Source organism: Cupriavidus phytorum (assembly GCF_003254285.1).
In the GTDB taxonomy this organism is placed as follows: domain Bacteria; phylum Pseudomonadota; class Gammaproteobacteria; order Burkholderiales; family Burkholderiaceae; genus Cupriavidus; species Cupriavidus phytorum.
Genome location: NZ_QKZN01000006.1, coordinates 347117 through 368444, shown reverse-complemented (window position 1 = coordinate 368444; position 21328 = coordinate 347117). Strand labels below are relative to the sequence as shown.

The window sequence follows — 21328 nt, the reverse complement described above, 5'->3', positions numbered from 1 at the left end:
TCAGAAGTAGTAGCGGCTGATGGTTTCAGCCACGCAGGCGGGCTTGGGCTCGCCTTCGATCTCGACGGTCATGCGCACCACCGACTGCACGCCGCCATCCAGCGTCTCGGCGCGCACCACCTCGCCCACGCCGCGCACGCGCGCGCCGACGCGCACCGGCGCCGGGAAGCGCACCTTGTCGCAGCCGTAGTTGACGCCGAACTTCATGCCTTCGACCGCGACCAGTTCCGGCAGGAACTGGTTGACCAGCGCCAGCGTCAGGTAGCCGTGCGCGATGCAGGCGCCGTAAGGGCCCTGCGCGGCGCGTTCGGCGTCGACGTGCAGCCACTGGTGGTCGCCGGTGGCATGGGCAAACTGGTCGACCTGTTGCTGGGTGATGCGCGTCCAGGCGCTGGCGCCGAGGTCCTGGCCGACGGCGGCGTGGATGTCTTCGGGGGAACGGAAGATTCTTGGCATTGCTGTTTCCTTCGATTCCTCATCGGTGCAAGCTTCACCGGTGAGTCCTGCATCCCGCTTGTTTGCTCCCCTCTCCCGCTTGCGGGAGAGGGGCCGGGGGAGAGGGCAGGCGCTGGCATACCGGCGCGCGTTACTTCGTTGATGCTCCGGCCCTCTCCCCCACCCTCTCCCGCGCGCGGGAGAGGGGAGCTTTTGCCAGCGGCGGTGGCAAGCACAGGCGCGGTCAGCCGCCCCTCAAGCCCGCTGACTACTCACCGGCAGCACTTCCCCCGTCATATACGACGCATAGTCACTGGCCAGAAACACCATCACATTGGCCACCTCCCACACCTCCGCCGCGCGCCCGAAGGCTTCGCGCTCGCTCAGCTGCCGCAGCAGGTCCGCCGGCGCCGACTTCTTCAGGAAGTCGTGCAGCGCGATGCTCGGCGCCACCGCATTGATGCGCACGCCAAACTCGGCGGCCTCCATCGCGCTGCAGCGCGTCAGCGCCATCACCCCGGCCTTGGCCGCGGCGTAGTGCGACTGCTCCTTCTGTGCCCGCCATCCCAGCACCGAGGCGTTGTTGACGATGGCGCCGCGGCGGCGGGCCTGCATGTGCGGCAGCATCGCGCGCGTCATGCGGAAGGTGCCGGTGAGGGAAATATCGATGACGCGCGACCACTCGGCATCGTCCATATCAACTAGGCGGCGCGAGCCGCCCAGGCCGGCGTTGTTGATCAGCACGTCGGTGCCGCCGAGTGCCTCTTCCGCCGCGGCCACCAGCGCGCGCACCTGCGTTTCGTCGGACACATCGCACAGCTGGCCATGGATGGCCTGCAGCCCGGTTTCGGCGCGCAGGCGTTGGACCGCCTCGTCCAGGCGCTTGGGATGGATGTCGGAGATCATCAGCGCGCGGCAGCCCTCTTCCGCGCAGCGGCGCGCGGCGGCGAAGCCGATGCCGGCGCCCGCGGCGGCGGTGATCAGCACGCTCCTGCCGGCTAGCAGTTGGTGGCCCGGCACATAGGCCGGGGCGCTGGGGATTTCTGCGTGAAGGGTCATGACTGTCCTCTGGCTTCGCGCGGCATGCCCAGCCCGCGTTCGGCGATGATGTTGAGCTGGATTTCGTTGGTGCCGGCGTAGATGGTGTCAGCGCGCGAAAACAGCGCCATCTGCTGCAGGCGGGTGCGGCGTGCGTCGTTCGTGTCGAGCACGTTGGCCAGCGGGCCCAGCACGTCCAGCGCCAGTTGCCCCAGGTCGCGGTGCCAGTTGGACCAGTAGTACTTGTAGATCAGCGCCTCGCGCTGCAGCGCGGTGCCGCCGTCCTCGCTTGCCTGCGCCGCGCCGGCCAGCATGCGCAGCGCATTGGCGCGCATCACGCGCAGGCCGGCCCAGGCGCGCGCGATGCGCTGGCGCACCAGCGCGTCGCGGCTGCTGCCGTTGTCGCGCGCGGCCTGTGCCACCCATTCCAGCTCATGCGTGAACTGCATCTGCTGGCCCAGCGTGGAAATGCCGCGCTCGAAGCCCAGCAGCGCCATGGCGATGCGCCAGCCGTCGCCGGGCTCGCCCAGCACGTCGGCGGCCGCGGCGCGCGCGCCGTCGAAGAACACCTCGTTGAACTCGGCGCCGCCGCCCATCTGCCGGATCGGGCGGATCTCGATGCCGGTCTGGTCCAGCGGCAGCATCAGGAAGATCAGCCCCTTGCTGCCGTGCGAGCCGGGCTCGCAGCGCGCCAGCACGAAGATCCAGTCGGACTCATGCGCGAGCGAGGTCCAGACCTTCTGCCCGCTCACCAGCCAGTCTCCGCTGCCGGCATCGCGCACCGCGCGCGTGCGCACATTGGCCAGGTCCGAGCCCGCGCCGGGTTCCGAATAGCCCTGGCACCAGAACGTGGTGCCGTTGCGGATGCCGGGCAGCAGCCGCGCCTGCTGGTCCTCGGTGCCGAAGGCGATCAAGGTCGGGCCGATCAGGCCCTCGCCGATATGTCCCATGCGGCCGGGGCCGCCGGCGCGCGCGTATTCCTCGTGGAAGATCACCTGCTGCATCACCGGCAGCTCGCGCCCGCCATGCGCGCGGGGCCAGCCCAGCCCGGTCCAGCCGCCTTCGGCCAGCCGCCGCTCCCACGCCTTGCGGAGTTCGGGATAGGCCTCTTCATCGCCGGGGCCGCCGCGATGTTTCAGGCATTCGAACTCACCGGCCAGGTTTTCGGCAAGCCACCGCGCAACCTCGGCGCGGAATGCCGACTCGTCATTCGTGTTCATGCTGTCCTCCATGCCTGCGGGCCGTTTGCGGCGATGTAGGCAAGCGCGGCGCCGGCGCCGCCCAGCCACTGGTTGGCGGCCTGCGCGCGCTTGAAATAGAGCTGGGGGTCGTATTCCCAGGTGAAGCCGACCCCGCCATGCAGCTGGATGGCTTCCTGCGCACAGAAGCGCAGCGCGTCGTCGGCGGCGACGGCGGCGGCGCAAACCTCGAGCCGCGCGTCGGCGACGGCCGCTGTCTCCCACGCCTGCGCCGCGCCATACACCGCCGAGCGCGCCGCCTCGACCAGCACCATCATCTGCGCGCAGCGGTGCTTGACCGCCTGGAACGAGCCGATGGCGCGGCCGAACTGGATGCGCTCGGCGGCATAGGCAACGGTCAGGTCCAGGCATTGCTGCGCGGCGCCGAGCTGCTCGGCGACCAGCATCAGCTTGCCGTGCCACCACGCCTGGGCCAGGCCCTGGACGGCGGCATCGCCGCGCGCCAGGCAGGCGCTTGCGGCAACGGCCACGCCGTCGATCCGCAGCGACGCCAGCGGCCGCGTGCGGTCGAGCGTGTCCAGCGGCGCAATGGCGAAGCGCGCGTCTTGCGCCAGCGTGGCGGGCTCCAGCAGGAACAGCGCCGGCTCGCCATCGCCGAGCCGCGCCGGCACCAGCAGCCAGTCGGCCCCGGCGGCATCGGCCACCTGGGCGGCGCTGCCGTGCAGCACGAAGCCGTCCGCCCCTGCCTGCGCAGTGACCGGGACACCGTCGTAGTGCCAGCCGCCATCGTCCGGCAGGACCGCCGCGGCGCGGCACTCGCCCGCGGCCAGCCGCTCCAGCCACGGTCCACTGTCGCCGACGCTGCCCAGCAGCCACGGCGCCGCCACACATGCCGTCGACCAGAACGGCACGCACGCCAGGCGCTGGCCCAGTTGCTCCTGCAGCAGCACCAGCCCGGGCGCGCCCAGGCCGGCGCCGCCCGCGGCTTCAGGCAGCGCGATGCCGCACCAGCCGAGCTCGCTCGCGATCGCGTGCCACAGGGCGTCGTCGTGAGCCGGCCCGGCCTCGGTCGCGCGCCGCACCGCCGCCGAATCACTGTGGGCGGCGAGGTAGTCGCGCGCGCTGTCGCGGACCATCTGGTGTTCGACGGAAAGGGAGAAATCCATGGCCGTCGTGCTCAACTGCCGTAGACCGGCTGGGGCGGCTCGGCCTGCGCCAGCAGCCCGGTCACCGCAGCGCCCAATTCGGCAGGCTGCCAGCGTGCGCCCTTGTCGGCCTTCGGCCCGGTGCGCCAGCCGTCGGCCACCGACACCATGCCGCCGGCCGCCTCGAACATGCGCCCGTTGACCTGCGCGGACTCCGCGCTGCCCAGCCACACCACCAGCGGCGCAACGTTGGCCGGGTCGTAGTAGTCGAAGCCGTCTTCCGGCGCCTTCATCATGTCGGCGAACACGTCTTCGGTCATGCCGGTGCGGGCAGCCGGCGCCAGCGCATTGGCAGTGATGCCGTAGCGGCCCAGCTCGGCGGCCTGCACCAGCGTCAGCGCGGCGATGCCGGCCTTGGCGGCGGCGTAGTTCGATTGCCCGACCGAGCCCTGCAGGCCCGCGCCGGAGCTGGTGTTGATGATGCGTGCGTCGACCGCGCGGCCGGCCTTGGCGGCATCGCGCCAGCGCCGCGCCAGCAGGTTGGCCAGGCAGAAGTGGCCGCGCAGGTGCACGCGCATGACATCGTCCCAGTCCGACTCGGTCAGGCTGACGAACATGCGGTCGCGGCAGATGCCGGCGTTGTTGACCAGCACGTGGACTTCGCCATAGGCCTCGACCGCGGCAGCGACGATGCGCTGCGCGGTGGCCAGCTGCGTGATGTCGTCATCGCTGGCGAGCGCACTGCCGCCGGCGGCGCGGATCTCCGCGCAGACCGCTTCGGCCGCGTCGCGCCGGATGTCGTTGACGACCACGTTGGCGCCCTCGGCGCCGAAGGCCAGCGCATAGGCGCGGCCCAGCCCGCCGCCGGCGCCGGTGATGATGACGGTGCGTCCCTTGCAGATTCCCATGGCGCTCTCCTTACAGCCGTTCGATGATGGTGACGTTGGCCAGCCCGCCGCCCTCGCACATGGTCTGCAGGCCATAGCGGCCGCCGCTGCGTTCCAGTTCGTGCAGCAGCGTGGTCATCAGGCGCGCGCCGGTGGCGCCGAGCGGGTGGCCCAGTGCGATGGCGCCGCCGTTGGGGTTGGTGCGCTCCGGCGCATAGCCGGTCTCGGCCAGCCACGCCATCGCCACCGAGGCGAAGGCTTCGTTGATCTCGACCACGTCGATATCGGCCAGGCGCAGGCCGCTGCGCTCCAGCGCGCGCTTGGTCGCCGGAATCGGCGCGGTCAGCATCCACAGCGGGTCGTCGCCCAGCACGCTCATATGGGCGATGCGCGCGCGCGGCGTCAGGCCGTAGCGCTTGAGCGCGTCCTCCGAAACGATCAGCAGCGCCGCGGCGGCGTCGGCGGTCTGGCTGGACACCGCCGCGGTCAGCGAGCTGCCCGGCATCAGCGGCTCCAGCGCCGCCATCTTGGCCAGCGTGGTGTCGGCACGCGGGGTTTCATCGCGGGTCACGCCTTCGCACGGCACGATCTCGCGCGCGAAGCGGCCACCCTCGATCGCCGCGGCCGCGCGCTGGTGGCTTTCCAGCGCATAGGCCTCCATGGCCTCGCGCGACAGCTTCCAGTGCTCGGCAATGCGCTGCGCCGCGTGGAACTGCGACACCGGCGCATCGCCGAAGCGCGCCTGCCAGCCCTTGCTGCCCGAGAACGGGTCGGCAAAGCCGAGCGCCTGCCCGGCCAGCATCGCGGAAGAGATCGGGATCTGCGTCATGGTCTGCACGCCGCCGGCGATCACCACGTCCTGCGTGCCGCTCATCACCGCCTGCGCGGCGAAGTGCACGGCCTGCTGCGACGAGCCGCACTGGCGGTCCACCGTCACGCCCGGCACCGTCAGCGGCAGCCCGGCCGCCAGCCAAGCGCTGCGCGCGATATTGCCGGCCAGCGGGCCGATGGTGTCGACGCAGCCGAACACCACGTCGTCGTAGTCCTCGGCCGGGATGCCGTTGCGGCGCACCAGCTCGGCCAGCACGAAGCCGCCCAGGTCGGCCCCGTGGACGTGCGACAGTCCGCCCTTGCGGCGCCCGGTGGGCGTGCGCAAGGCATCAACGATATAGGCGTGTTTCATGGTCATAGGTCTCCTTGGGATCGGGCGATTCAGGCAAAGGTGGCGCCGGCGCCGATCGCGTGCTCGCCGTCCAGGATGTGCGCGCCCAGGCGTGCCTTGTGGAAGGCGCGGTCGCCCCAGCTTCCGGCCAGGGCCCAGGCGCGCTTGGTGAAGATCTGCAGGTCCAGTTCCCAGGTGTAGCCCATCGCGCCATGCACCTGGATCGCCTGCCGTGCCGCGCTCCACGCGCAGCGCGCGGCGGCGACGCGGGCATGCGAGACATGCAGCCCCGCATGCGGCAGGCCATGCGCCAGCGCGGCGGCGGCACGCAGCAGCACCGGCTTGGCGAACTCCAGCTGGATCGCCACGTCGGCCAGCAGGTGCTTGACCGCCTGGTAGGCGCCGATGGCCTTGCCGAACTGCTTGCGCTGCGCGCTGTAGTCGATCGCCAGGTCGAGCATGCGCTGGGTCAGGCCCAACTGCTGCGCTGCCACGCCCAGCGCGCCGCGGTTCAGCGCCGCGTCCCACAGGCCGGCACCAGCTGCGGCCGGCACCAGCTCGGTTTCGGCGCTCGGCGTCCACGCCAGCTCGAACAGCCGGCGCGACGGATCGAGGCCGGTGCGCGCGGTCAGCGTGGCCTGCTCCGGCCGCAGCAGGTGCACGGCACCTTCATGCGCGCACAGGATGGCGTCGGCGACATGGGCGTCCGCCACCAGACGGTCCTGCGGGTGCGCCACTGCCACGCGCGCCTCGCCGGCGGCGATGCGTTCCAGCAGCGCAGCGCAACGCGCGCGCGTTGCGTCGTCGGGCGCGGCTTCGAGTGCATCGCGCAGCAGGCCTGCCGCCACCAGCGCGGTGTCCAGCAACGGCTCCGGCAGCGCGAAATAGCCGCACGCCTGCGCCAGCGGCGCCCATTCGAGCTCGCCCAGCCCGAGCCCGCCCTGCTCCGCCGGCACCATCACCGCGGACAGGCCCTGCTCGGCCAGCTGCCGCCACAGCGCGTCGGAGCGGCCGGTCTCGGTCGCCCACAGCTCGCGCGTCAGTTCCGGCGTCATCTCGGTCATCAGGAAGCGCCGGATCGCCTCGGCAAACTGTTCCTGCTCTTCGGTCAATGCGAAATCCATGTCTATTCCCCGGGTGCCGTCATGCGCGCGGCATGCCGAGCAGGCGCTCGGCGACGATGTTGCGCTGGATCTCGTTGGTGCCGGCGTAGATCGGCCCGGCCTGCGCGAACAGGAAGCCGTCCAGCCAGTGGCCGAGCGAACCCGGCGGCTGGCCGGCCGGCGCGACTTCGGCGGCCTGCCCCAGGATGGCCAGCGCGGTATCGTGCATATGGATGTCCAGCTCGGACCAGAACACTTTGTTGGTGCTCGACTCCGCGCCGATATGGCCTCCCTTTACCAGCCGGCTTGCGGTGGCGTAGGTCGACAGCGTGTAGGCTTCCGCATCCATCCACGCGCGCAGCACCGCTTCGCGCAGCGACGGGTCGCGGTCCGCGGCCTCGCGGTTGGCCTGGTACAGCCGCACCAGCGCGCGCGCGGTTTCCTGGAAGCGGGCGGGCGAGCGCAGCATCAGCCCGCGCTCGAAGCCGGCCGTGGCCATCGCCACCTGCCAGCCGGCGCCCTCGGCCGCCAGCCGGTTTTCCACCGGCACGCGCACGTCGTCGAAGAAGATCTCGGCAAAGCCGGTCTGGCCGTTAAGCTGGCGGATCGGACGCACGGTGATCCCGGGCGTATCCAGCGGCACCAGCACGAAGGTCAGCCCATGATGGCGCGTCGACGCCGGGTCGGTGCGGAACAGGCCGAACAGCCAATCCGCCCACACCGCGCGCGTCGACCAGATCTTCTGGCCGTTGATCACATAGTCGTCGCCGTCGCGGATCGCACTGCAGCGGATCGCCGCCATGTCGGAGCCGGCGTTGGGCTCGGACCAGCCCTGCGCCCAGATATGCTCGCCGGCGGCCATGCGCGGCAGGAAGCGCGCCTTCTGCGCCTCGGTGCCGAATTCCATCAGCGTCGGTCCCAGCAGGAAGATGCCGTTCTGGTTGACGCGCATCGGCGCGCCGGCGCGCCAGTACTCTTCCTCGAAGATCAGCCATTCGATCAGGTCGCAGCCGCGCCCGCCCAGTTCGGCCGGCCAGGTGACCATGCTCCAGCGGCCCTGGTTGAGCGTGGCTTCCCAGGCGCGGTGCTGGGCAAAGCCGGCCTCGGTATCGAAACTTTCTAGCGGCGTGCGCGGCACGTGAGCGGCCATCCAGTCGCGCACCTCGGCGCGGAAGGCGCGCTGGGCGTCGGTATATTCAAGCTGCATCGCGCGCTCCCTGTGCGAAAGAAGCTTCCCGGCCTTCGACAAAGGCGGCGCGCGCCTCGCCGGAATCGGCGCTCATGTACGCCTGCAGCGTGAAGCCCTGCTCCCAGCGGTACTTGTCTTCCAGGTTGCCGTCTTCCACGCCGTTGAGCGCTTCCTTGGCCAGTTGCAGCATGGCCGGGCTCTTGGCGGCGATCTGGCGCGCCAGCGCGATGGCGGCGTCCTTCAGTTCGGCGCGCGGCACCACGCGTTCCACCGCGCCCAGGCGATAGGCCTCGGCGGCGTCGATCATCTCGCCGGTGAAGTACATCGCCCGCACCTTCTGCACGCCGAACATGCGTTGCAGGTGCGCGCCGCCGCCCATGGCGCCGCGGTCGATCTCGGGCACGCCAAAGCGCGCGCACTCCGAGGCCACGATGATGTCGGCCGCGCCGCAGATGCCGATGCCGCCGCCCAGCACGAAGCTGTGCACGGCGACGATGACCGGCTTGGGATTGCGGTGCACGGCGCGGAAGGTGGCGTAGTTGCCGGCATTGACGCCGACGATGCGCTCCGGATGCGCCGATAGCTCCTTGATGTCGACGCCGGCGCAGAAGCCGCGGCCTTCGCCGCGCAGCACGATCACGCGTACCAGGGGATCGGCGCCGAGGCGGTCGATGGCCGCGGCCAATGCATGCCAGCCGGCGTTGTCGAGCGCGTTGACGGGCGGGTGGTCGATCACCAGCTCGGCGATGCCGTCGGCGGTGTCGATGCGGAAGGGTTGGTCGGTGGTGTTCATGGTGGGTTGGCTTGTCATGGTTTTTTGGGCGTTGTGTTGGCTTTGATGATTCCTCGCATTGGAAGCGCCTGCCCTCACCCCCTGCCCCTCTCCCGCAAGCGGGAGAGGGGAGCACACCGGCGGCGCCTGCAAGGCCTGCAGTCCTGACCGCTCGGGTCGGGGTGCTCCCTCTCCCGCTTGCGGGAGAGGGCCGGGGTGAGGGCCGGGAGCATCAACGAAGTACAGCCTGCCGTGATGCCAGCGCCTGAAGCTGAGCTCGCGCCTGCACCACCATCCCCGCCACGATCTGTTCGCACGACTCGATCGCGCCGATCGCCGCGGCCGCCTGCCCGCTGGGCAGCACGCCCTCATCCGGGCACCCCTCAACCATCGCGCGCTGGATCAGCACCGGCGCATTGGCGGCCATCAGCGTTTGCGCGGCGCTGTAGTCCTGCTCCCGCATCGCGCGCCAGGCGGTCGCCAGCAGCTGCGTGCTGCGCATGCCGGTGCGCGCCTGCCATTTGCGCGCGGCAGCCAGCGCCAGCCACGTGCGGCGCAGCGGGCCGGCCCTTTCCAGCCCGACCAGCAGGTCGTTGTCGATCATCCGCTGCGGCAGCCCGTCTATCGCCAGCGAGACGCGGATCTGGCCCGGGTCGCGCACCTTGACGTAGCGCTCCAGCGTCTGCGCCGGCACCGGCGACTCGGCCGACATCAGGAAGCGCGTGCCCATAGCCACGCCGGCGGCGCCGTAGGCCAGCGCCGCGGCCAGCCCGCGGCCGTCGAAGAAGCCGCCCGCCGCCACCACCGGCACGCTGACGCTGTCCAGCACCTGCGGCAGCAGCAGCGTGGTCGGCGTGCCGCCGGTATGGCCGCCACCCTCGCCGCCCTGCACCGTGACCACGTCCGCGCCCATTTCGACGGCCTTGGCCGCGTGCTTGGCGGCGCCCACCGTCGGCATGCAGACGATGCCTGCCGCCTTGAGCCGGCCGACCATCTTCGCGTCCGGCCCGCGCCCGTAGCTGACCGCGCGCAGCCGGTGGCGGATCGCCATCTCGATGACCTCGTGCGCGTTGGGCTGGAACATGTGGAAGTTGATGCCGAAGGGCCGGTCGCTGAGCGACTTGACGCGCAAAATTTCGCGTTCGACCTCGCCCGGCGGAATGGTGGCGCCGGCCAGGAAGCCGAAGGCGCCGGAGTTACCGCTGGCGGCCACAAGCTTCGCGTCCGCCACCCACCCCATCGCCGTCTGCACGATCGGATAGCGGCAGCCAAGCAGCTCGCACAGCACCGTGTGCAGGCTCGCGGTGCTCATGCCGGGGTTCATGCCTTCTCCTCGCTGCTGGTGCGTTGCGACGCCGCCATCGCGCGGGCGTCGTAGCCGCCCAGCTTGTCGCCGCTGACCAGCTCGTTGTGCGCATGCGCGAAGTGGTGCCAGGCAAAGACCGCATCCATCGCGGTGCGCTTGCCCTGCAGGTCTTCGACGTGATTGACCGCCTGCTTGGTCAGCGTCAGGCCCAGCCGCGGCATCTGCGCGACCTTGGCGGCCATGCCGTAGACCGTGTCCTCGAGCGCGTCGCGCGGCACCACGCGGTTGACCATGCCCATGCGCTCGGCGCGCTCGGCGCTCATGCGCTCGCCCAGAAACAGGAATTCCTTGGCGATGCGCGGGTGCAGCTCGTACGCATGCGCGAAGTATTCGACGCCGGGAATCCCCATGCGCACCACCGGATCGGCAAAAAAGGCATCGTCGGAAGCCACGATCAGGTCGCACACCCAGGCCATCATCAGCCCGCCGGCGATGCAGGCGCCGTGCACCATGGCGATGGTGGGCTTGGGCAGCTCGCGCCAGCGCCGGCACATGCCCAGGTAGACCTCCTGCTCGCGCGCATAGAGGAACTCGCCGCCGGGCTTGTTGACGTGGTCATACCAGAGCGAGGCACGCTCGAAGGTCTCGTTGATATCGCGCCCCGGCGTGCCGATGTCGTGCCCGGCGGAGAAGTGCTTGCCGGCGCCGCGCAGCACGATCACCTTGACCGCGTCGTCGGCGGAGGCGCGCCGGTAGGCTTCGTCCAGCGCATACGTCATCTTCGAGTTCTGCGCGTTGTGGAACTGCGGCCGGTTCATGGTCACCGTGGCGATGCCGTCGGCGACCTGGTAGAGCACCTCGGCGTTCGGGCCGAGGCTGATGGGTTCGATGGCAGGCGATGTCATGGCAGTCTCAGGCGCGTCCGGAAGGGTTGCCGCGCACGATCGCGGCGCGCAGGTTGTGCGGGTCGAGCTGCGCGATCAGCCGCAGTTCTTCCGGCGTCGGTGCCGCCGTTTCCGGCAACGCTTCGCCGGGCGTGTTGGCCAGTGCAAAGCCGGTGGCGGCCTGCACCTGCTCCAGGCTGATGCCGGGGTGCAGCGAGCGCACGCGGATGGCGTGATCCGGTCCGCCGAAATCCATCACGCACAGGTCGGTGACGATCGCGCGCAGGTCGACGAAGCTGCGCATGCCTTCGATCTGGCGCGCCGGGTTGTAGCCGACGCTGCAGACCATGTCGACTTCGCCGGCGACAAACGAGCGCGTGCTGTGCCCTGGCACGAAATACGAATTGGCGTGATGGATGCTGTTGCCGGGGAAGCCGCGTGCGCCCAGAAGCTGGGTCTTGGGCTGCGCATGGGTGCCGCCCAGGCAGGAGATATTGGCCTGGCCGAAGCGGTCGATCTGCGTCGGCATCACCAGCGCATGGCGGCGTCCGCCCCACAGGCAGTCGAACACGCGCGCATAGCCCATCCAGCCGCTGGCGCGCACCTGGTAGTCCGGCTCGCGCGGGCCCAGCGGCACGGGCGTTTCGACCAGGTAGGCCTCGCCGTCGGTCAGCAGCAGGCCGGGGTTGTGCGCAAGCCGCGCCAGGCCGGCGGCGATGCGCGGGCCGGTGCCGATGCCGGTGGCCAGCACCTCGCCGTCGTCGCGCCAGGCGCGGGCGGCGATGGCGATCATCAGCTCGGCGCGGGTAAATTCATAAGTGGCGCTCACGGTCGCTCCTTGGGATCAAAGTACGGGCAGCGGCAGGTCGTGCACGTGGCCAAGGCCGCCGATGCACGCCAGGTAATGCGCTTCGCTGTCGCCCACCACCTCGTCGCGGTAGGCGCGGAAGCCGTCTTCGGCGTCGGCGCTGGCGCAATAGGACTTCAGCGCCGGCAGGTCCCAGCCATAGGCCGGCGCGCACGAAGTGGGATGAGCTCCCGCCGGCACGTGCACCACGCCGGTCACCAGCGCGCGCTCGAACGGGTTGTTGCGGGCGCGGGCCAGGTCGGTGTCTTCGAGGCGCGGGTGCAGCGTTTCGCAGCTGACATAGCAGCGCTGCGCGGCGCGCGCGAACCACTCGTCGAAGAACGGATCGGGGCCGTCGATGCGGGTGTTGCCCAGCACATCGCTTTCGTTCACGTGCAGCAGCGCCGCATCCAGCGGGATCGCCGGCATCGCCAGCAGCACCTCGCCATCGTCGTACGGCGAACGGACGGTCTTCAGGTGCGGGTTGCGGTCCAGCACGTCGGTGCCCAGCGCGGCGCGCGTCGGCAGGAATGGCAGCCGCGCCGCGGCCGCGCGCAGGCCCAGCTGCAGCATGCCTTCGTCCAGCTCGGTCACCGCCAGCAGGCCGCGCTCGCGCGCCTGGCGGAAGTACGGCTCGAGCGGGATCACGTCGAGCGAGACAAAGCCGAACACCAGCCGGCGCACCTTGCCGGCGGCGCACAGCATGCCAACCTCGGGGCCGCCGTAAGCCACCACGGTCAGGTCTTTCAGCGGCGAGCGCAGGATCTCGCGCACCAGCGCCATGGGCTTGCGGCGCGGCCCCCAGCCGCCGATGCCGATGGTCATGCCGTCGGCGAGCTGGCCGACCACGTCGGCCGCGCTCATGGTCTTGTCGATGGTCTTGGTCATAGGTCTGTGCCGCGCTTAGCGGTATCCGATGCTGAAGTCATGGCCCCACAGGCTGACGCGCGTGGCCTCGTAGGCGGCGTGGCGGCTCCAGTCCACCTCCAGCCCGCCGTGGCCGAACTCGAGGTCGAAGCCGCCGGGGGTCTTCATGTAGAAGGAAGTCATGCGGTCATTGCAGTGCTGCCCCAGCGTGGCCGACAGCTTCACGCCGTGCTGCTGCACCCGGTCCAGCGCGCGGCCCACCTCGGCCATGTCGGGCACCTCGGCCATCACGTGGATGCAGCCGGCCTCGGACGGCATCTCGAAGATCGCCAGGCTGTGGTGGCGCGCATTGGCGCAATGCATGAAATGGATGCGCTTTTCCGGCTCGTTGGGGTCGCTGGTGAAGCGCACGCGGTAGATGTCGGACAGGCCGAAGCCCATCACGTCGCGCAGGAAGGCATAGGTCCGGTCGAAGACCGGCGCCGGCAGCACGGTATGGCCCGCGCCCATCGGGTCGGTGATGAAGCGCGGCACGCCCACCGGCGAGACGAAGCGCAGGAAGTCGGAGCGCATGCCCCACGAGACCTCGTGGCGGTTGCCGGACGGATCGGTGAACCAGGCCATCGCCTGCACCCGGCGCTGCGCCAGCTCGGCGGGGCTGGCGTGCACGACTTCGACCTCGGCCTGGCGCAGCGTCTCGAGCGCATGGCGATAGGCCGGCTCGTCGGCCAGCTCCCAGCCCGATGCCAGGTAGCGATCGCGCGTACCCGGCACCACCAGGTAGCGGTAGTCGCGCTCGTCCATCTTCACGTACAGCGCACCGCCGGGGGCGCCGGCGCAGGTCATGCCGAGCACCTGCTCCGCATACTGCCGCCATTGCCCCAGGTCGGTGGACTCGACCACGATGTAGCCAAGCGCACGGATATCCAACATGCGGGTCTCCTCAGGTTCGTTGCCACTGCTGGCTGGTGAGACCTATTCTTCCGCGCGCGGCTACGCGGCACATCGTCCAGTGGGACTAGCCGATCCAGGCCCGGATTCAGGCGCTGGCGGGGCGGACGATGTACTGGCTGGTGGGGACCACGTCGATCTTGTCGAAGTCGATGAAACGCTGGCAGCTCGCCATCATGGCCTGGAGGTTGCGCTGGAACTTCTCTTCATTGCCGACCGCGTCGAAGAACGCGTGCGGGTCGGTCATTGCCGCATCGGGAAAGCACTCCTCGACGATGGCGTCGCAAGGTGGCGCAGCGTAGGTTAGCGGCCGCACCACCACATTCTGCACATAGAGGAAGTTGTCCTGGGTTTCGACCGCCACCTGCGTGTGGTGGTTGTGCCAGATGTCCAGCCACGCCTGCGGCGTGAGCCGGGGCGGCCGCGTCAGGAACGCCAGCTGCGCAAAGCCGGGCGTGCGCTCGCCCGCCGCGGCCGGGAAGCGCGTATTGCGGATCGGCTGGGACTCGGTCACGAGGTAGCCGGCGATGCGGCCGGCCGCTGCCTCGAGCGCCTGGTCGAACGGCTGGCGCAGGCGGTCGACCGCGCTGTCCATCCAGACCGAGACCAGCCCTTCCATCTGCGGGCGGGTCTTGGCCTGGCGCAGGCCCGCGGCAGGCAGTACGGCGTCATCGGCGACGTTGACCTGCAGTCCGCGTGCGCCCAGTGCCAGCAGCTGGTCCGCGAGTGTCGTGCGCAGCCGGCGCGCGAATTCCGCCGGCTCGGTGCGCGAATCGCGCCAGACGATATAAATGACTTTCTCCATGCTCCACGCTCCCTGGTACAGGTGCCGGCCGTGGCCGGACGGGTTGAAGCGTGCGCGGAACAGGAACGGGCGCGGACCGCATGCATTGCCGTATCCGCCTGACGTGCCATCTGTTCGCCGCGCCCGCTGGTCCTGTGCATGCTAGGCGAGTCGATGGCGGTGCTCATCCTCCGATCGGACTAGAGCGATGTGGTGCGGCGCTGGCGCTCAGCCGAGCGTCACCACGCTGCTCAGCAGCATGCGCACCAGCGTGGCCTGCCGCGTCACGCCGGTCTTGGCGAAGATCGCGCGCAGGTGGGCGCGTGCCGTGTTCTTGCTGGTGCCGAGGGCCTCGGCGGCTTCGTCGAGCGTCATGCCGTCGGCCAGCACCAGCGCCAGCGCGGTTTCGGCGGGGGTGAGGTCGAACAGCTTGCGCACCACCTCGTGCGAGGCGCGCGACTTGCGCTCGGGATCGCGGATAAAGACCGCGCAGGCGGGCCGATGGCGGTTTTCTTCCGACCATTCGCTGAGCGGAATGGTGCGGATCAGCACGCCCAGCTTGCCGCGCCCCGACGGGCGCGTGATCGACATGGCCTCCGCCAGCGCCGGCTCGCTGCCGTGGTGTCCCAGTTGCGCGCGCCGCAGCAGGTACTGGAACTTGCGGCTTTCGTGGGCGTAGGCGATCTCGAAGGTATTGCCGTTGAGGCGGATGCCGTCGTTCTCCGCAAGGATCTCCTCGGCCTCGGCATTCCGCTTGAGAACGGCGCCGGCGGCGTCGAGGATCACCATGCCCACCAGCATGCGGTCGATCGCGCCCGCGTAGAGCGAGCGCTCCGATTCCACCACATCGAGGCGGGAATGCAGCCGGATCGCGCGCTTCAGGTGAGGCAGGATGGCGGCGCAGGTCGTCTTTTCCGCTTCGGAGAAGTCCTGCGTGTCGTGCTGGCGGCAAATGCGCAGGCGGCACTCGACACCATCCTCGGTACGGATGTCCGCGCCCAGCAGGTAACGGATGCCGAGCGGCTGCAGGAACTGGCGGAAGATCTCGCTGCGGCACCAGTTGCTGGCGCCCAGCGCCTCGTCGACCGTCACCGCCCGCTCGGTGGGCAGGTTGATGAAGGGATCGATCGCGTAGTAGTAGCTGTTGTAGGAAGCCTCGGCCTCCAGCGAGGTGCCGTGCGCCGAGGCATGCACCGCCAGGCCGCTGCGGTCGCTGGCAGGCGAGCGCAGGATGAAGCTCACATAGCTGGCACCGAGTTGCTTGCGCAGCATCTCGAGGGCGTGGCCCCACGGCACCGGCTCCATCGGCCCTTCATAGACCGCGGCCAGCAGCGCGCTGAATTCCGTGACGCTCAGGCCTGCTTGCACAGGCAAGGGCGACGCCACTTCCCGCGCCTCAACGGTCGCCATCAACATTCTCCGTCTCCTGGTTGCACACCACTGTGCATGCCTGCCGGCGCTCTGCGGCACCTGGGGCAGCGCAATTATAGGGACGCTGTCCGCCGCTGCGCGGCCCTCGGTGTTTTCCCTGACCTGCAATCGGACGATGTCGGTACCGCGCCCGGCCTTTCCAATGCCTGCATTCCCGCAGTGCAACCCAAGGAGAAAAAGCGAGATGAATTTCACCGACAAGTGCGTGCTGGTCACCGGCGGTGGCGCCGGGATCGGGCTCGCCACCGCGCAGGCCTTTCTGGAACAGGGTGCACGCGTGGCGGTCATCGAGATCGATGCGCAACGCGCCGACCATACCCGCGCACTGCTGGCAAAGCCCGGCGCCGAGGTGCTGGTGTTGCAGGGTGACGCTGCCGACGCCACCGCTGTGCGCGAACTCGGCGCGCAGATCGAACAGCGCTTCGGACGGCTCGACATCCTGGTCAACAACGTCGGCGATTTCCTTCGCATCGCCAAGCCGTTCGAGGACTACACCGACGGCGAGATCGCCAGCCTCTACGCAGCCAATCTCGGCCACGTCTTCACCGTCACGCGCGCCATGCTGCCGCTGCTACGGCGCAGCGAAGCGGGCAACATCGTCAGCGTTTCGTCGATCGAGGCCTTCCGCGGCATCCCGTACTGCAGCGTCTACGGCGCCTTCAAGGCTGCCATCACAGGTTTCACGCAGAGCCTGGCGCTGGAACTGGCGCCGGCAGGCATCCGCGTCAACCTGATCGCCCCCGAGACTACCGAAACCCCGCAGGTTCCCGTGTCGCAGATGGTCGCGGCCGAACATCGGCACCATATCCCGCGCTGGATCCCGCTGGGCCGCTTCGGCACGCCTCAGGACATTGCCGACGGCATCCTGTTCCTGGCCAGCCCACGCGCTGCCTGGATTACCGGCACGGCCCTGCATGTCAACGGCGGCGCCCTGGCCGCCGCCGGCTGGTACCGCGACCCCCGGGGGGCGTGGACCAACATGCCAGTCATCGCCGGTAACGGCATGAACCTCTGATGGCCGCACTCCGCGGCCACCCCACCAACCAAGGAGACAATAATGAAGATACTGATCGTCGGCGGCACCGGCATGATCGGGGGCCATGCGGCCCTGCACCTGCGCCGCCGCGGCAACGATGTCACCATCGCGGGACGCAACCGCCCCGTCGCCGGCACGCCGCTGGGCGAACTGGACTTCCTGCGCTGCGACTACATCGCCAATGACCTGCCCGCGGCGCGGCTGGCTGCCTTCGACGCGCTGGTGTTCGCCGCCGGCAACGATGTGCGCCACGTCCCGCCTGGCGGCGACGAAGCGGCGCACTGGGAGCGCGCCAACGTCGAAGGCGTGCCGCGCTTCTTCCGCACCGCGCGCGATGCCGGCATCCGGACCGCGGTGCTGGTCGGCAGCTTCTACCCGCAGGCGGCGCCGCGCCTGGCCGAGGACAACGCCTATATCCGCTCGCGCAAGCTGGCCGACGAAGGCGTGCGGGTCCTGGCCACCGATGACTTCCGCGTCAACAGCGTCAATGCCCCGTTCGTCGTCGGCACGGTGCCGGGCCTGACTGTGCCTATGTTCAAGGCCTATACCGAATATGCCAGGGGCAGCTTTGCGCCGATGCCGGACTTCGCACCGCCGGGCGGCGTCAATTTCATCTCGGCCAGGTCTCTGTCGGAAGCGATCGAAGGTGCGCTGTTGCGGGGCGAGAACGGCAAGGCCTATCTCGTCGGCGACGAGAACCTGACTTTCCAGGACTACTTCGGCGCATTCTTCCGCGCTGCCGGCCGCCCGGTTCCGCCGGTCATCGACCAGGAGCATCCGCTACTGCCGGACTCGGCGCTCTGCTTCGGCCGGGGCAACACGCTCTACTACGAGCCGGACGCGGCCGAAACAGCCCTGCTCGGCTATCGCCGCCGCGACATCCTGCGCACGGTCAGCGAGATCGTGGCGCAGTACCGCTAGAAGGCAGCGCGGCGGCCCGCGCAAGCAGGCCGCCGCCTCGGGCTTACAGACCCGAGATCAATTGCGCGTTATCGATGCGCAGTTCCGCGCCATTGATGAAGCGCGATGCGTCCGAAGCCAGAAACAGCACCAGGTTGGCCACATCCTCCGGCTGGCACATGCGTGCCATCGGATCCGTGCCGATACCCAGCGCCGCCGCATCCAGGTCAGGCACCAGCGCCTGCGTCATCGGCGTCCAGATGCCGTCGGGGTGGATCGAATTGCAGCGGATGCGGTAGCCGTTGCGCTTGCAGTGCACGGCCACGCTGCGCGTCAGCGCGGTCACAGCCCCTTTCGCGCCACTGTACGCGCACATCATCGGCAACCCGCCCAGCGCCGCCACTGACGACATCATTACGATCGAGCCGCCGGCCGGGTTGTCCTTCATGGCCTGCACGCCGAACCTGCAACCAAGGAAATAGCCATCGGCATTGACCCGCATGACCTGGCGCCAGGTGTCGAGCGAGGTGTCCTCGATCGAACCCAGCGGACAAATGGCCGCATTGTTGACCAGCACGTCGAGCCGGCCGAAGCGGTCCTGCGCGGCGGCCATGGTCTTGCGCCAGTCGTCTTCACTGGCGATGTCGTGACGTACGAACCGTGCCGCATCGCCGATCTCGCGGGCCAGTGCCTGCCCGGCCTCTTCGTTCACATCGCTGAGCACCACGCGTGCGCCCTCCGCCGCCAGCAGCAGCGCGTCGGCGCGCCCTACCCCGCTGGCCGCGCCGGTGACCAGCGCGACCTTGCCCTTGACTTGATTCATCGCCTCTCTCCCTGGATGGCTCGTTTCAGGTGGCGTCGGGAATGCGGCCGGCCAGCACCGCGCGCAGCGCCGCATCGCCATATACGGCCGCCACGGTTTCATCGAGCAGGGGATTGCCGCGCAGCTCGCTGCCGCCATCGACGGCAAGGCTCTGGCCGGTGACCCAGCCCGATTCCGGCCCGGCCAGGTAGCGCACCGCGCTGGCGATGTCGTCCGGCTCGCCGGCGCGGCCCAACGGCATCTGCGCGACGAACTTGCCGAGCACGGCCGGGTTGTCGAACATCGGCCCGGTCGCGCCGGAACGGGTCAGTCCCGGCCGCACCGCATTGACGCGGATGCCGCATCCGGCCAGTTCCTCCGCGGCCGCGCGCACCAATGCATCCAGGCCCGCCTTGGCCGCGCAGTAGGCCGACAGCCAGCGGCAGGTCATGCGCGCCGCGTTCGACGAGATGCAAACGATCGCGCCACCGTGCGGCGCCATCAACGGCGAGGCGTGGCGGATCGCCAGGAAGGCGCTGGCGATGTTCAGCTCCAGTTCCGCCATCAGCGACGCGGTGTCGTGCATCAGCAGGGGACGGAAGCCGCCGCCGCCAACGGTCGCCACCACCATGTCGAGACGGCGCCCCAGCGCCCAGGCCCGCTGCAGCGCGGCCTGCACGTCATGCTCGCGGCATGCGTCACCGACGCTGATTTCAACCGTGGCGCCGGCCACTTGCTCGCGCAAGCTGCGCCGTGCTGCTTCCAGCGCTTCGCGCCTTCGCCCCATCAGGACTACCGCCGCGCCATCGCGCAGCAGCGCCAGCGCGCTGGCCGCGCCGATACCGCCCGCCCCGCCGGTGACAAGTGCGGTCCTGCCTTCGAGTACGCGAGTCATGGTCACGCCCCCCGCAGCGGCAGGTCCTGCGTCCAGTCGACCACCAGCTCGCGCGCGGCAAAGCGCCACCGGCCCTGCGAGCGCTCGAAGCGGTCCTGGTAACGGATGCCCCAGTCCAGCTTGCGCTGCACGCCGTCCTGTTCATACAGGTGATTGGCCACGCAATAGGTTTCCGCGGTCGCGGTATCGCCAGCGAGCGCCACCGTTTGCTGGTGTACATGGTGCTGCGTCGCGCTGTACTGGCCGAGCGCAGCCATGCCCTCAACGATGGCTTGCGCGCCGTCCATGCGGAAGCCCGGCCCGCTCAGCCGGGCATCCGGGCTGAACAGTTCCGCCAGGCTTGGGAAATCGCGCCGGTCCACCGCCTGCGCGTAGCGGCAGGTCAGCGCGTGAATGGCTTGCTTGTGCTCCAGTTCGGACATGGCCAGGCTCACTCCTTGGTTGTGACCGGCGGCGCCGATGCGGCACCCTTCCGGTGGTTGGGATGGCGAATATCGTCGGCCTTGCCGCAGCGGTGGCCATCGTCCGCCTGAGGTAGCCGGCCGTGGCGCCGCTTAGTCCGAACGAAGGATGTTGCGGGGCCATGCCCGCCCCAAGCTTCCGTAGCCCGGGCAGCCACTGCGGCGCCCGCATATCACCCAGACAGGAGACAGACATGAAGCAGGCGGAACAGGCCATCGTCGCGGTCGTCACGGGCGCCTCGCGCGGGGCCGGCAAGGGCATAGCGCTGGCGCTCGGCGCGGCCGGCGCCACGGTTTACGTGACCGGCCGCACCGAACAGGAAGGCAGCGCGCCGCTGCCGGGCACCATCCATGCCACCGCGCGCGAGATCGATGCCCTCGGCGGGCGCGGCATCGCGGTTGCCTGCGACCACGGCGACGACGCCCAGGTCGCTGCGCTGTTCCGCCGTGTGCGCGAAGAGGCGGGACGGCTGGACATCCTGGTCAACAACGCCACCTTCCTGCATGACGAGCTGATCCAGCCGGGGCCGTTCTGGCAGAAGCCGCTGGAGATGGCCGGCATCCTCGACGTGGGGCTGCGTTCCGGCTACGTCGCCAGCTGGCACGCCGCGCCGGTGATGGCGGCGCAGGGGCGCGGGCTGATCGTGTTCACCTCGTCGTTCGGCGCCAACTGCTATATGCATGGGCCGGCCTACGGCGCGCAGAAGGCCGGCATCGACAAGTTCGCGCACGACATGGCGGTGGACCTGCGGCCGTACGGCGTGGCTGCGGTGTCGCTGTGGATGGGACCGCTGCGCACCGCGCGCACGCTGCGGGTATGGGAAGAGCATCCGGACAAGTACGCGGCGTTTGCGCCGGTAGCGGAAACGCCGGAATTCACGGGGCGCATCATCGACGCGCTGTACCGCGATCCGGCGTTGATGGACAAGTCCGGGCGGGTGCTGATCGGCGCGGAAGCGGCGCTGGACTATGGCATCGTCGACGCGGAGGGCGTGCAGCCGCCGTCGTACCGGCAGGCGCTGGGCGGGCCGCCGGCGGTGCATCCGGCGATTGTGGAATAGCGTCGGAGGCTGGCAGACGCAGCGATGCTTGGCACGCTCCGGCCCTCTCCCCCGGCCCCTCTCCCGCAAGCGGGAGAGGGGAGCAAGCTCGCAGCATCATCAACGACCTCGGGCTTTCCAACTTCAGCTTGTGTACTCCCTCTCCCGCTTGCGGGAGAGGGTTGGGGAGAGGG

General features: G+C 69.7%; 22 protein-coding genes. 3 read left to right on the top strand and 19 right to left on the bottom strand.

What is annotated here, in order from left to right; translation table 11 throughout:
• The 16 genes from C7416_RS18130 to C7416_RS18055 form a co-directional block, all read right to left on the bottom strand.
• Positions 1-456: a MaoC family dehydratase gene (locus tag C7416_RS18130; RefSeq protein WP_111520200.1), complete on the bottom strand. Its 456-nt coding sequence runs from the start codon at positions 454-456 to the stop codon at positions 1-3.
• 234 nt (positions 457-690) lie between these two features.
• Positions 691-1494 (bottom strand): SDR family oxidoreductase, encoded by an 804-nt coding sequence (locus tag C7416_RS18125; protein WP_111520199.1) that lies wholly within the window; start codon positions 1492-1494, stop codon positions 691-693.
• Entirely contained in the window at positions 1491-2693 is a 1203-nt protein-coding gene (locus tag C7416_RS18120) for an acyl-CoA dehydrogenase family protein (protein ID WP_111520198.1), read from the bottom strand. The genes C7416_RS18125 and C7416_RS18120 overlap by 4 nt, the downstream gene beginning before the upstream one ends.
• Positions 2690-3838, bottom strand: a complete 1149-nt coding sequence (locus tag C7416_RS18115; protein WP_111520197.1) for an acyl-CoA dehydrogenase family protein — start codon at positions 3836-3838, stop codon at positions 2690-2692. Before C7416_RS18115 ends, C7416_RS18120 begins: the two co-directional genes overlap by 4 nt.
• A gap of 11 nt (positions 3839-3849) precedes the next feature.
• A complete protein-coding gene (locus tag C7416_RS18110) occupies positions 3850-4725 on the bottom strand; it encodes an SDR family oxidoreductase (RefSeq protein ID WP_111520196.1) in 876 nt (291 codons plus the stop codon).
• A 10-nt stretch (positions 4726-4735) separates the two neighbouring features.
• Entirely contained in the window at positions 4736-5887 is a 1152-nt protein-coding gene (locus tag C7416_RS18105; protein ID WP_111520249.1) for an acetyl-CoA C-acetyltransferase, read from the bottom strand.
• Positions 5888-5916: 29 nt separating this feature from the next.
• Entirely contained in the window at positions 5917-6990 is a 1074-nt protein-coding gene (locus C7416_RS18100) for an acyl-CoA dehydrogenase family protein (protein WP_111520195.1), read from the bottom strand.
• Positions 6991-7009: 19 nt separating this feature from the next.
• Positions 7010-8176, bottom strand: a complete 1167-nt coding sequence (locus C7416_RS18095; RefSeq protein WP_025583317.1) for an acyl-CoA dehydrogenase family protein — start codon at positions 8174-8176, stop codon at positions 7010-7012.
• Positions 8166-8951 carry an enoyl-CoA hydratase family protein gene (locus tag C7416_RS18090; RefSeq protein WP_111520194.1) on the bottom strand — a complete coding sequence of 262 codons (786 nt, stop codon included), beginning with the start codon at positions 8949-8951 and terminating at the stop codon, positions 8166-8168. Before C7416_RS18090 ends, C7416_RS18095 begins: the two co-directional genes overlap by 11 nt.
• Before the next feature lie 211 nt (positions 8952-9162).
• Positions 9163-10242, bottom strand: a complete 1080-nt coding sequence (locus C7416_RS18085) for an NAD(P)H-dependent flavin oxidoreductase (RefSeq protein ID WP_111520248.1) — start codon at positions 10240-10242, stop codon at positions 9163-9165.
• Between the two features lie 8 nt (positions 10243-10250).
• Positions 10251-11141: an enoyl-CoA hydratase gene (locus C7416_RS18080; protein WP_111520193.1), complete on the bottom strand. Its 891-nt coding sequence runs from the start codon at positions 11139-11141 to the stop codon at positions 10251-10253.
• Positions 11142-11148: 7 nt separating this feature from the next.
• Positions 11149-11949, bottom strand: coding sequence for a CoA-transferase subunit beta (locus tag C7416_RS18075; protein WP_111520192.1), 801 nt, complete (start codon positions 11947-11949; stop codon positions 11149-11151).
• A 15-nt stretch (positions 11950-11964) separates the two neighbouring features.
• Entirely contained in the window at positions 11965-12855 is an 891-nt protein-coding gene (locus tag C7416_RS18070; protein ID WP_111520191.1) for a CoA transferase subunit A, read from the bottom strand.
• 15 nt (positions 12856-12870) lie between these two features.
• Positions 12871-13767, bottom strand: coding sequence for a VOC family protein (locus tag C7416_RS18065; protein ID WP_111520190.1), 897 nt, complete (start codon positions 13765-13767; stop codon positions 12871-12873).
• 106 nt (positions 13768-13873) lie between these two features.
• Positions 13874-14590 (bottom strand): EthD domain-containing protein, encoded by a 717-nt coding sequence (locus tag C7416_RS18060; RefSeq protein ID WP_111520189.1) that lies wholly within the window; start codon positions 14588-14590, stop codon positions 13874-13876.
• Positions 14591-14797: 207 nt separating this feature from the next.
• Positions 14798-15985 (bottom strand): helix-turn-helix transcriptional regulator, encoded by a 1188-nt coding sequence (locus C7416_RS18055; RefSeq protein WP_111520188.1) that lies wholly within the window; start codon positions 15983-15985, stop codon positions 14798-14800.
• A 199-nt stretch (positions 15986-16184) separates the two neighbouring features.
• Here C7416_RS18055 and C7416_RS18050 point away from each other — a divergent pair, with 199 nt between their 5' ends.
• Both C7416_RS18050 and C7416_RS18045 read left to right on the top strand, forming a co-directional pair.
• Entirely contained in the window at positions 16185-17015 is an 831-nt protein-coding gene (locus tag C7416_RS18050) for an SDR family NAD(P)-dependent oxidoreductase (protein WP_111520187.1), read from the top strand.
• Positions 17016-17057: 42 nt separating this feature from the next.
• Positions 17058-17957, top strand: coding sequence for an NAD-dependent epimerase/dehydratase family protein (locus C7416_RS18045; RefSeq protein ID WP_111520186.1), 900 nt, complete (start codon positions 17058-17060; stop codon positions 17955-17957).
• Between the two features lie 43 nt (positions 17958-18000).
• On the opposite strand, the gene C7416_RS18040 is transcribed toward C7416_RS18045, so the two are convergent.
• Genes C7416_RS18040 through C7416_RS18030 form a run of 3 tightly spaced genes read right to left on the bottom strand, consistent with a single transcriptional unit; the run spans position 18001 to position 20055 of the window.
• Positions 18001-18759: an SDR family oxidoreductase gene (locus C7416_RS18040; RefSeq protein WP_111520185.1), complete on the bottom strand. Its 759-nt coding sequence runs from the start codon at positions 18757-18759 to the stop codon at positions 18001-18003.
• A 25-nt stretch (positions 18760-18784) separates the two neighbouring features.
• Positions 18785-19633, bottom strand: coding sequence for an SDR family NAD(P)-dependent oxidoreductase (locus C7416_RS18035; RefSeq protein ID WP_111520184.1), 849 nt, complete (start codon positions 19631-19633; stop codon positions 18785-18787).
• 2 nt (positions 19634-19635) lie between these two features.
• Complete coding sequence (locus C7416_RS18030) at positions 19636-20055, bottom strand: nuclear transport factor 2 family protein (RefSeq protein ID WP_111520183.1); 420 nt, start codon at positions 20053-20055, stop codon at positions 19636-19638.
• 233 nt (positions 20056-20288) lie between these two features.
• Here C7416_RS18030 and C7416_RS18025 point away from each other — a divergent pair, with 233 nt between their 5' ends.
• On the top strand, positions 20289-21155 hold the full coding sequence (locus C7416_RS18025; protein WP_111520182.1) for an SDR family NAD(P)-dependent oxidoreductase: 867 nt from the start codon (positions 20289-20291) through the stop codon (positions 21153-21155).
• Positions 21156-21328: the final 173 nt, after the last annotated feature.

Bases quoted from the DNA above. Each gene is read 5' to 3' on its own strand.
- C7416_RS18120 (WP_111520198.1), bottom strand. From the start codon at position 2,693: ATGAACACGAATGACGAGTCGGCATTCCGCGCCGAGGTTGCGCGGTGG.
- C7416_RS18040 (WP_111520185.1), bottom strand. From the start codon at position 18,759: ATGAATCAAGTCAAGGGCAAGGTCGCGCTGGTCACCGGCGCGGCCAGC.
- C7416_RS18050 (WP_111520187.1), top strand. From the start codon at position 16,185: ATGAATTTCACCGACAAGTGCGTGCTGGTCACCGGCGGTGGCGCCGGG.
- C7416_RS18055 (WP_111520188.1), bottom strand. From the start codon at position 15,985: ATGTTGATGGCGACCGTTGAGGCGCGGGAAGTGGCGTCGCCCTTGCCT.
- C7416_RS18110 (WP_111520196.1), bottom strand. From the start codon at position 4,725: ATGGGAATCTGCAAGGGACGCACCGTCATCATCACCGGCGCCGGCGGC.
- C7416_RS18090 (WP_111520194.1), bottom strand. From the start codon at position 8,951: ATGAACACCACCGACCAACCCTTCCGCATCGACACCGCCGACGGCATC.
- C7416_RS18130 (WP_111520200.1), bottom strand. From the start codon at position 456: ATGCCAAGAATCTTCCGTTCCCCCGAAGACATCCACGCCGCCGTCGGC.
- C7416_RS18030 (WP_111520183.1), bottom strand. From the start codon at position 20,055: ATGTCCGAACTGGAGCACAAGCAAGCCATTCACGCGCTGACCTGCCGC.
- C7416_RS18060 (WP_111520189.1), bottom strand. From the start codon at position 14,590: ATGGAGAAAGTCATTTATATCGTCTGGCGCGATTCGCGCACCGAGCCG.
- C7416_RS18070 (WP_111520191.1), bottom strand. From the start codon at position 12,855: ATGACCAAGACCATCGACAAGACCATGAGCGCGGCCGACGTGGTCGGC.
- C7416_RS18045 (WP_111520186.1), top strand. From the start codon at position 17,058: ATGAAGATACTGATCGTCGGCGGCACCGGCATGATCGGGGGCCATGCG.
- C7416_RS18025 (WP_111520182.1), top strand. From the start codon at position 20,289: ATGAAGCAGGCGGAACAGGCCATCGTCGCGGTCGTCACGGGCGCCTCG.
- C7416_RS18085 (WP_111520248.1), bottom strand. From the start codon at position 10,242: ATGAGCACCGCGAGCCTGCACACGGTGCTGTGCGAGCTGCTTGGCTGC.
- C7416_RS18035 (WP_111520184.1), bottom strand. From the start codon at position 19,633: ATGACTCGCGTACTCGAAGGCAGGACCGCACTTGTCACCGGCGGGGCG.
- C7416_RS18095 (WP_025583317.1), bottom strand. From the start codon at position 8,176: ATGCAGCTTGAATATACCGACGCCCAGCGCGCCTTCCGCGCCGAGGTG.
- C7416_RS18065 (WP_111520190.1), bottom strand. From the start codon at position 13,767: ATGTTGGATATCCGTGCGCTTGGCTACATCGTGGTCGAGTCCACCGAC.
- C7416_RS18100 (WP_111520195.1), bottom strand. From the start codon at position 6,990: ATGGATTTCGCATTGACCGAAGAGCAGGAACAGTTTGCCGAGGCGATC.
- C7416_RS18125 (WP_111520199.1), bottom strand. From the start codon at position 1,494: ATGACCCTTCACGCAGAAATCCCCAGCGCCCCGGCCTATGTGCCGGGC.
- C7416_RS18105 (WP_111520249.1), bottom strand. From the start codon at position 5,887: ATGAAACACGCCTATATCGTTGATGCCTTGCGCACGCCCACCGGGCGC.
- C7416_RS18115 (WP_111520197.1), bottom strand. From the start codon at position 3,838: ATGGATTTCTCCCTTTCCGTCGAACACCAGATGGTCCGCGACAGCGCG.
- C7416_RS18080 (WP_111520193.1), bottom strand. From the start codon at position 11,141: ATGACATCGCCTGCCATCGAACCCATCAGCCTCGGCCCGAACGCCGAG.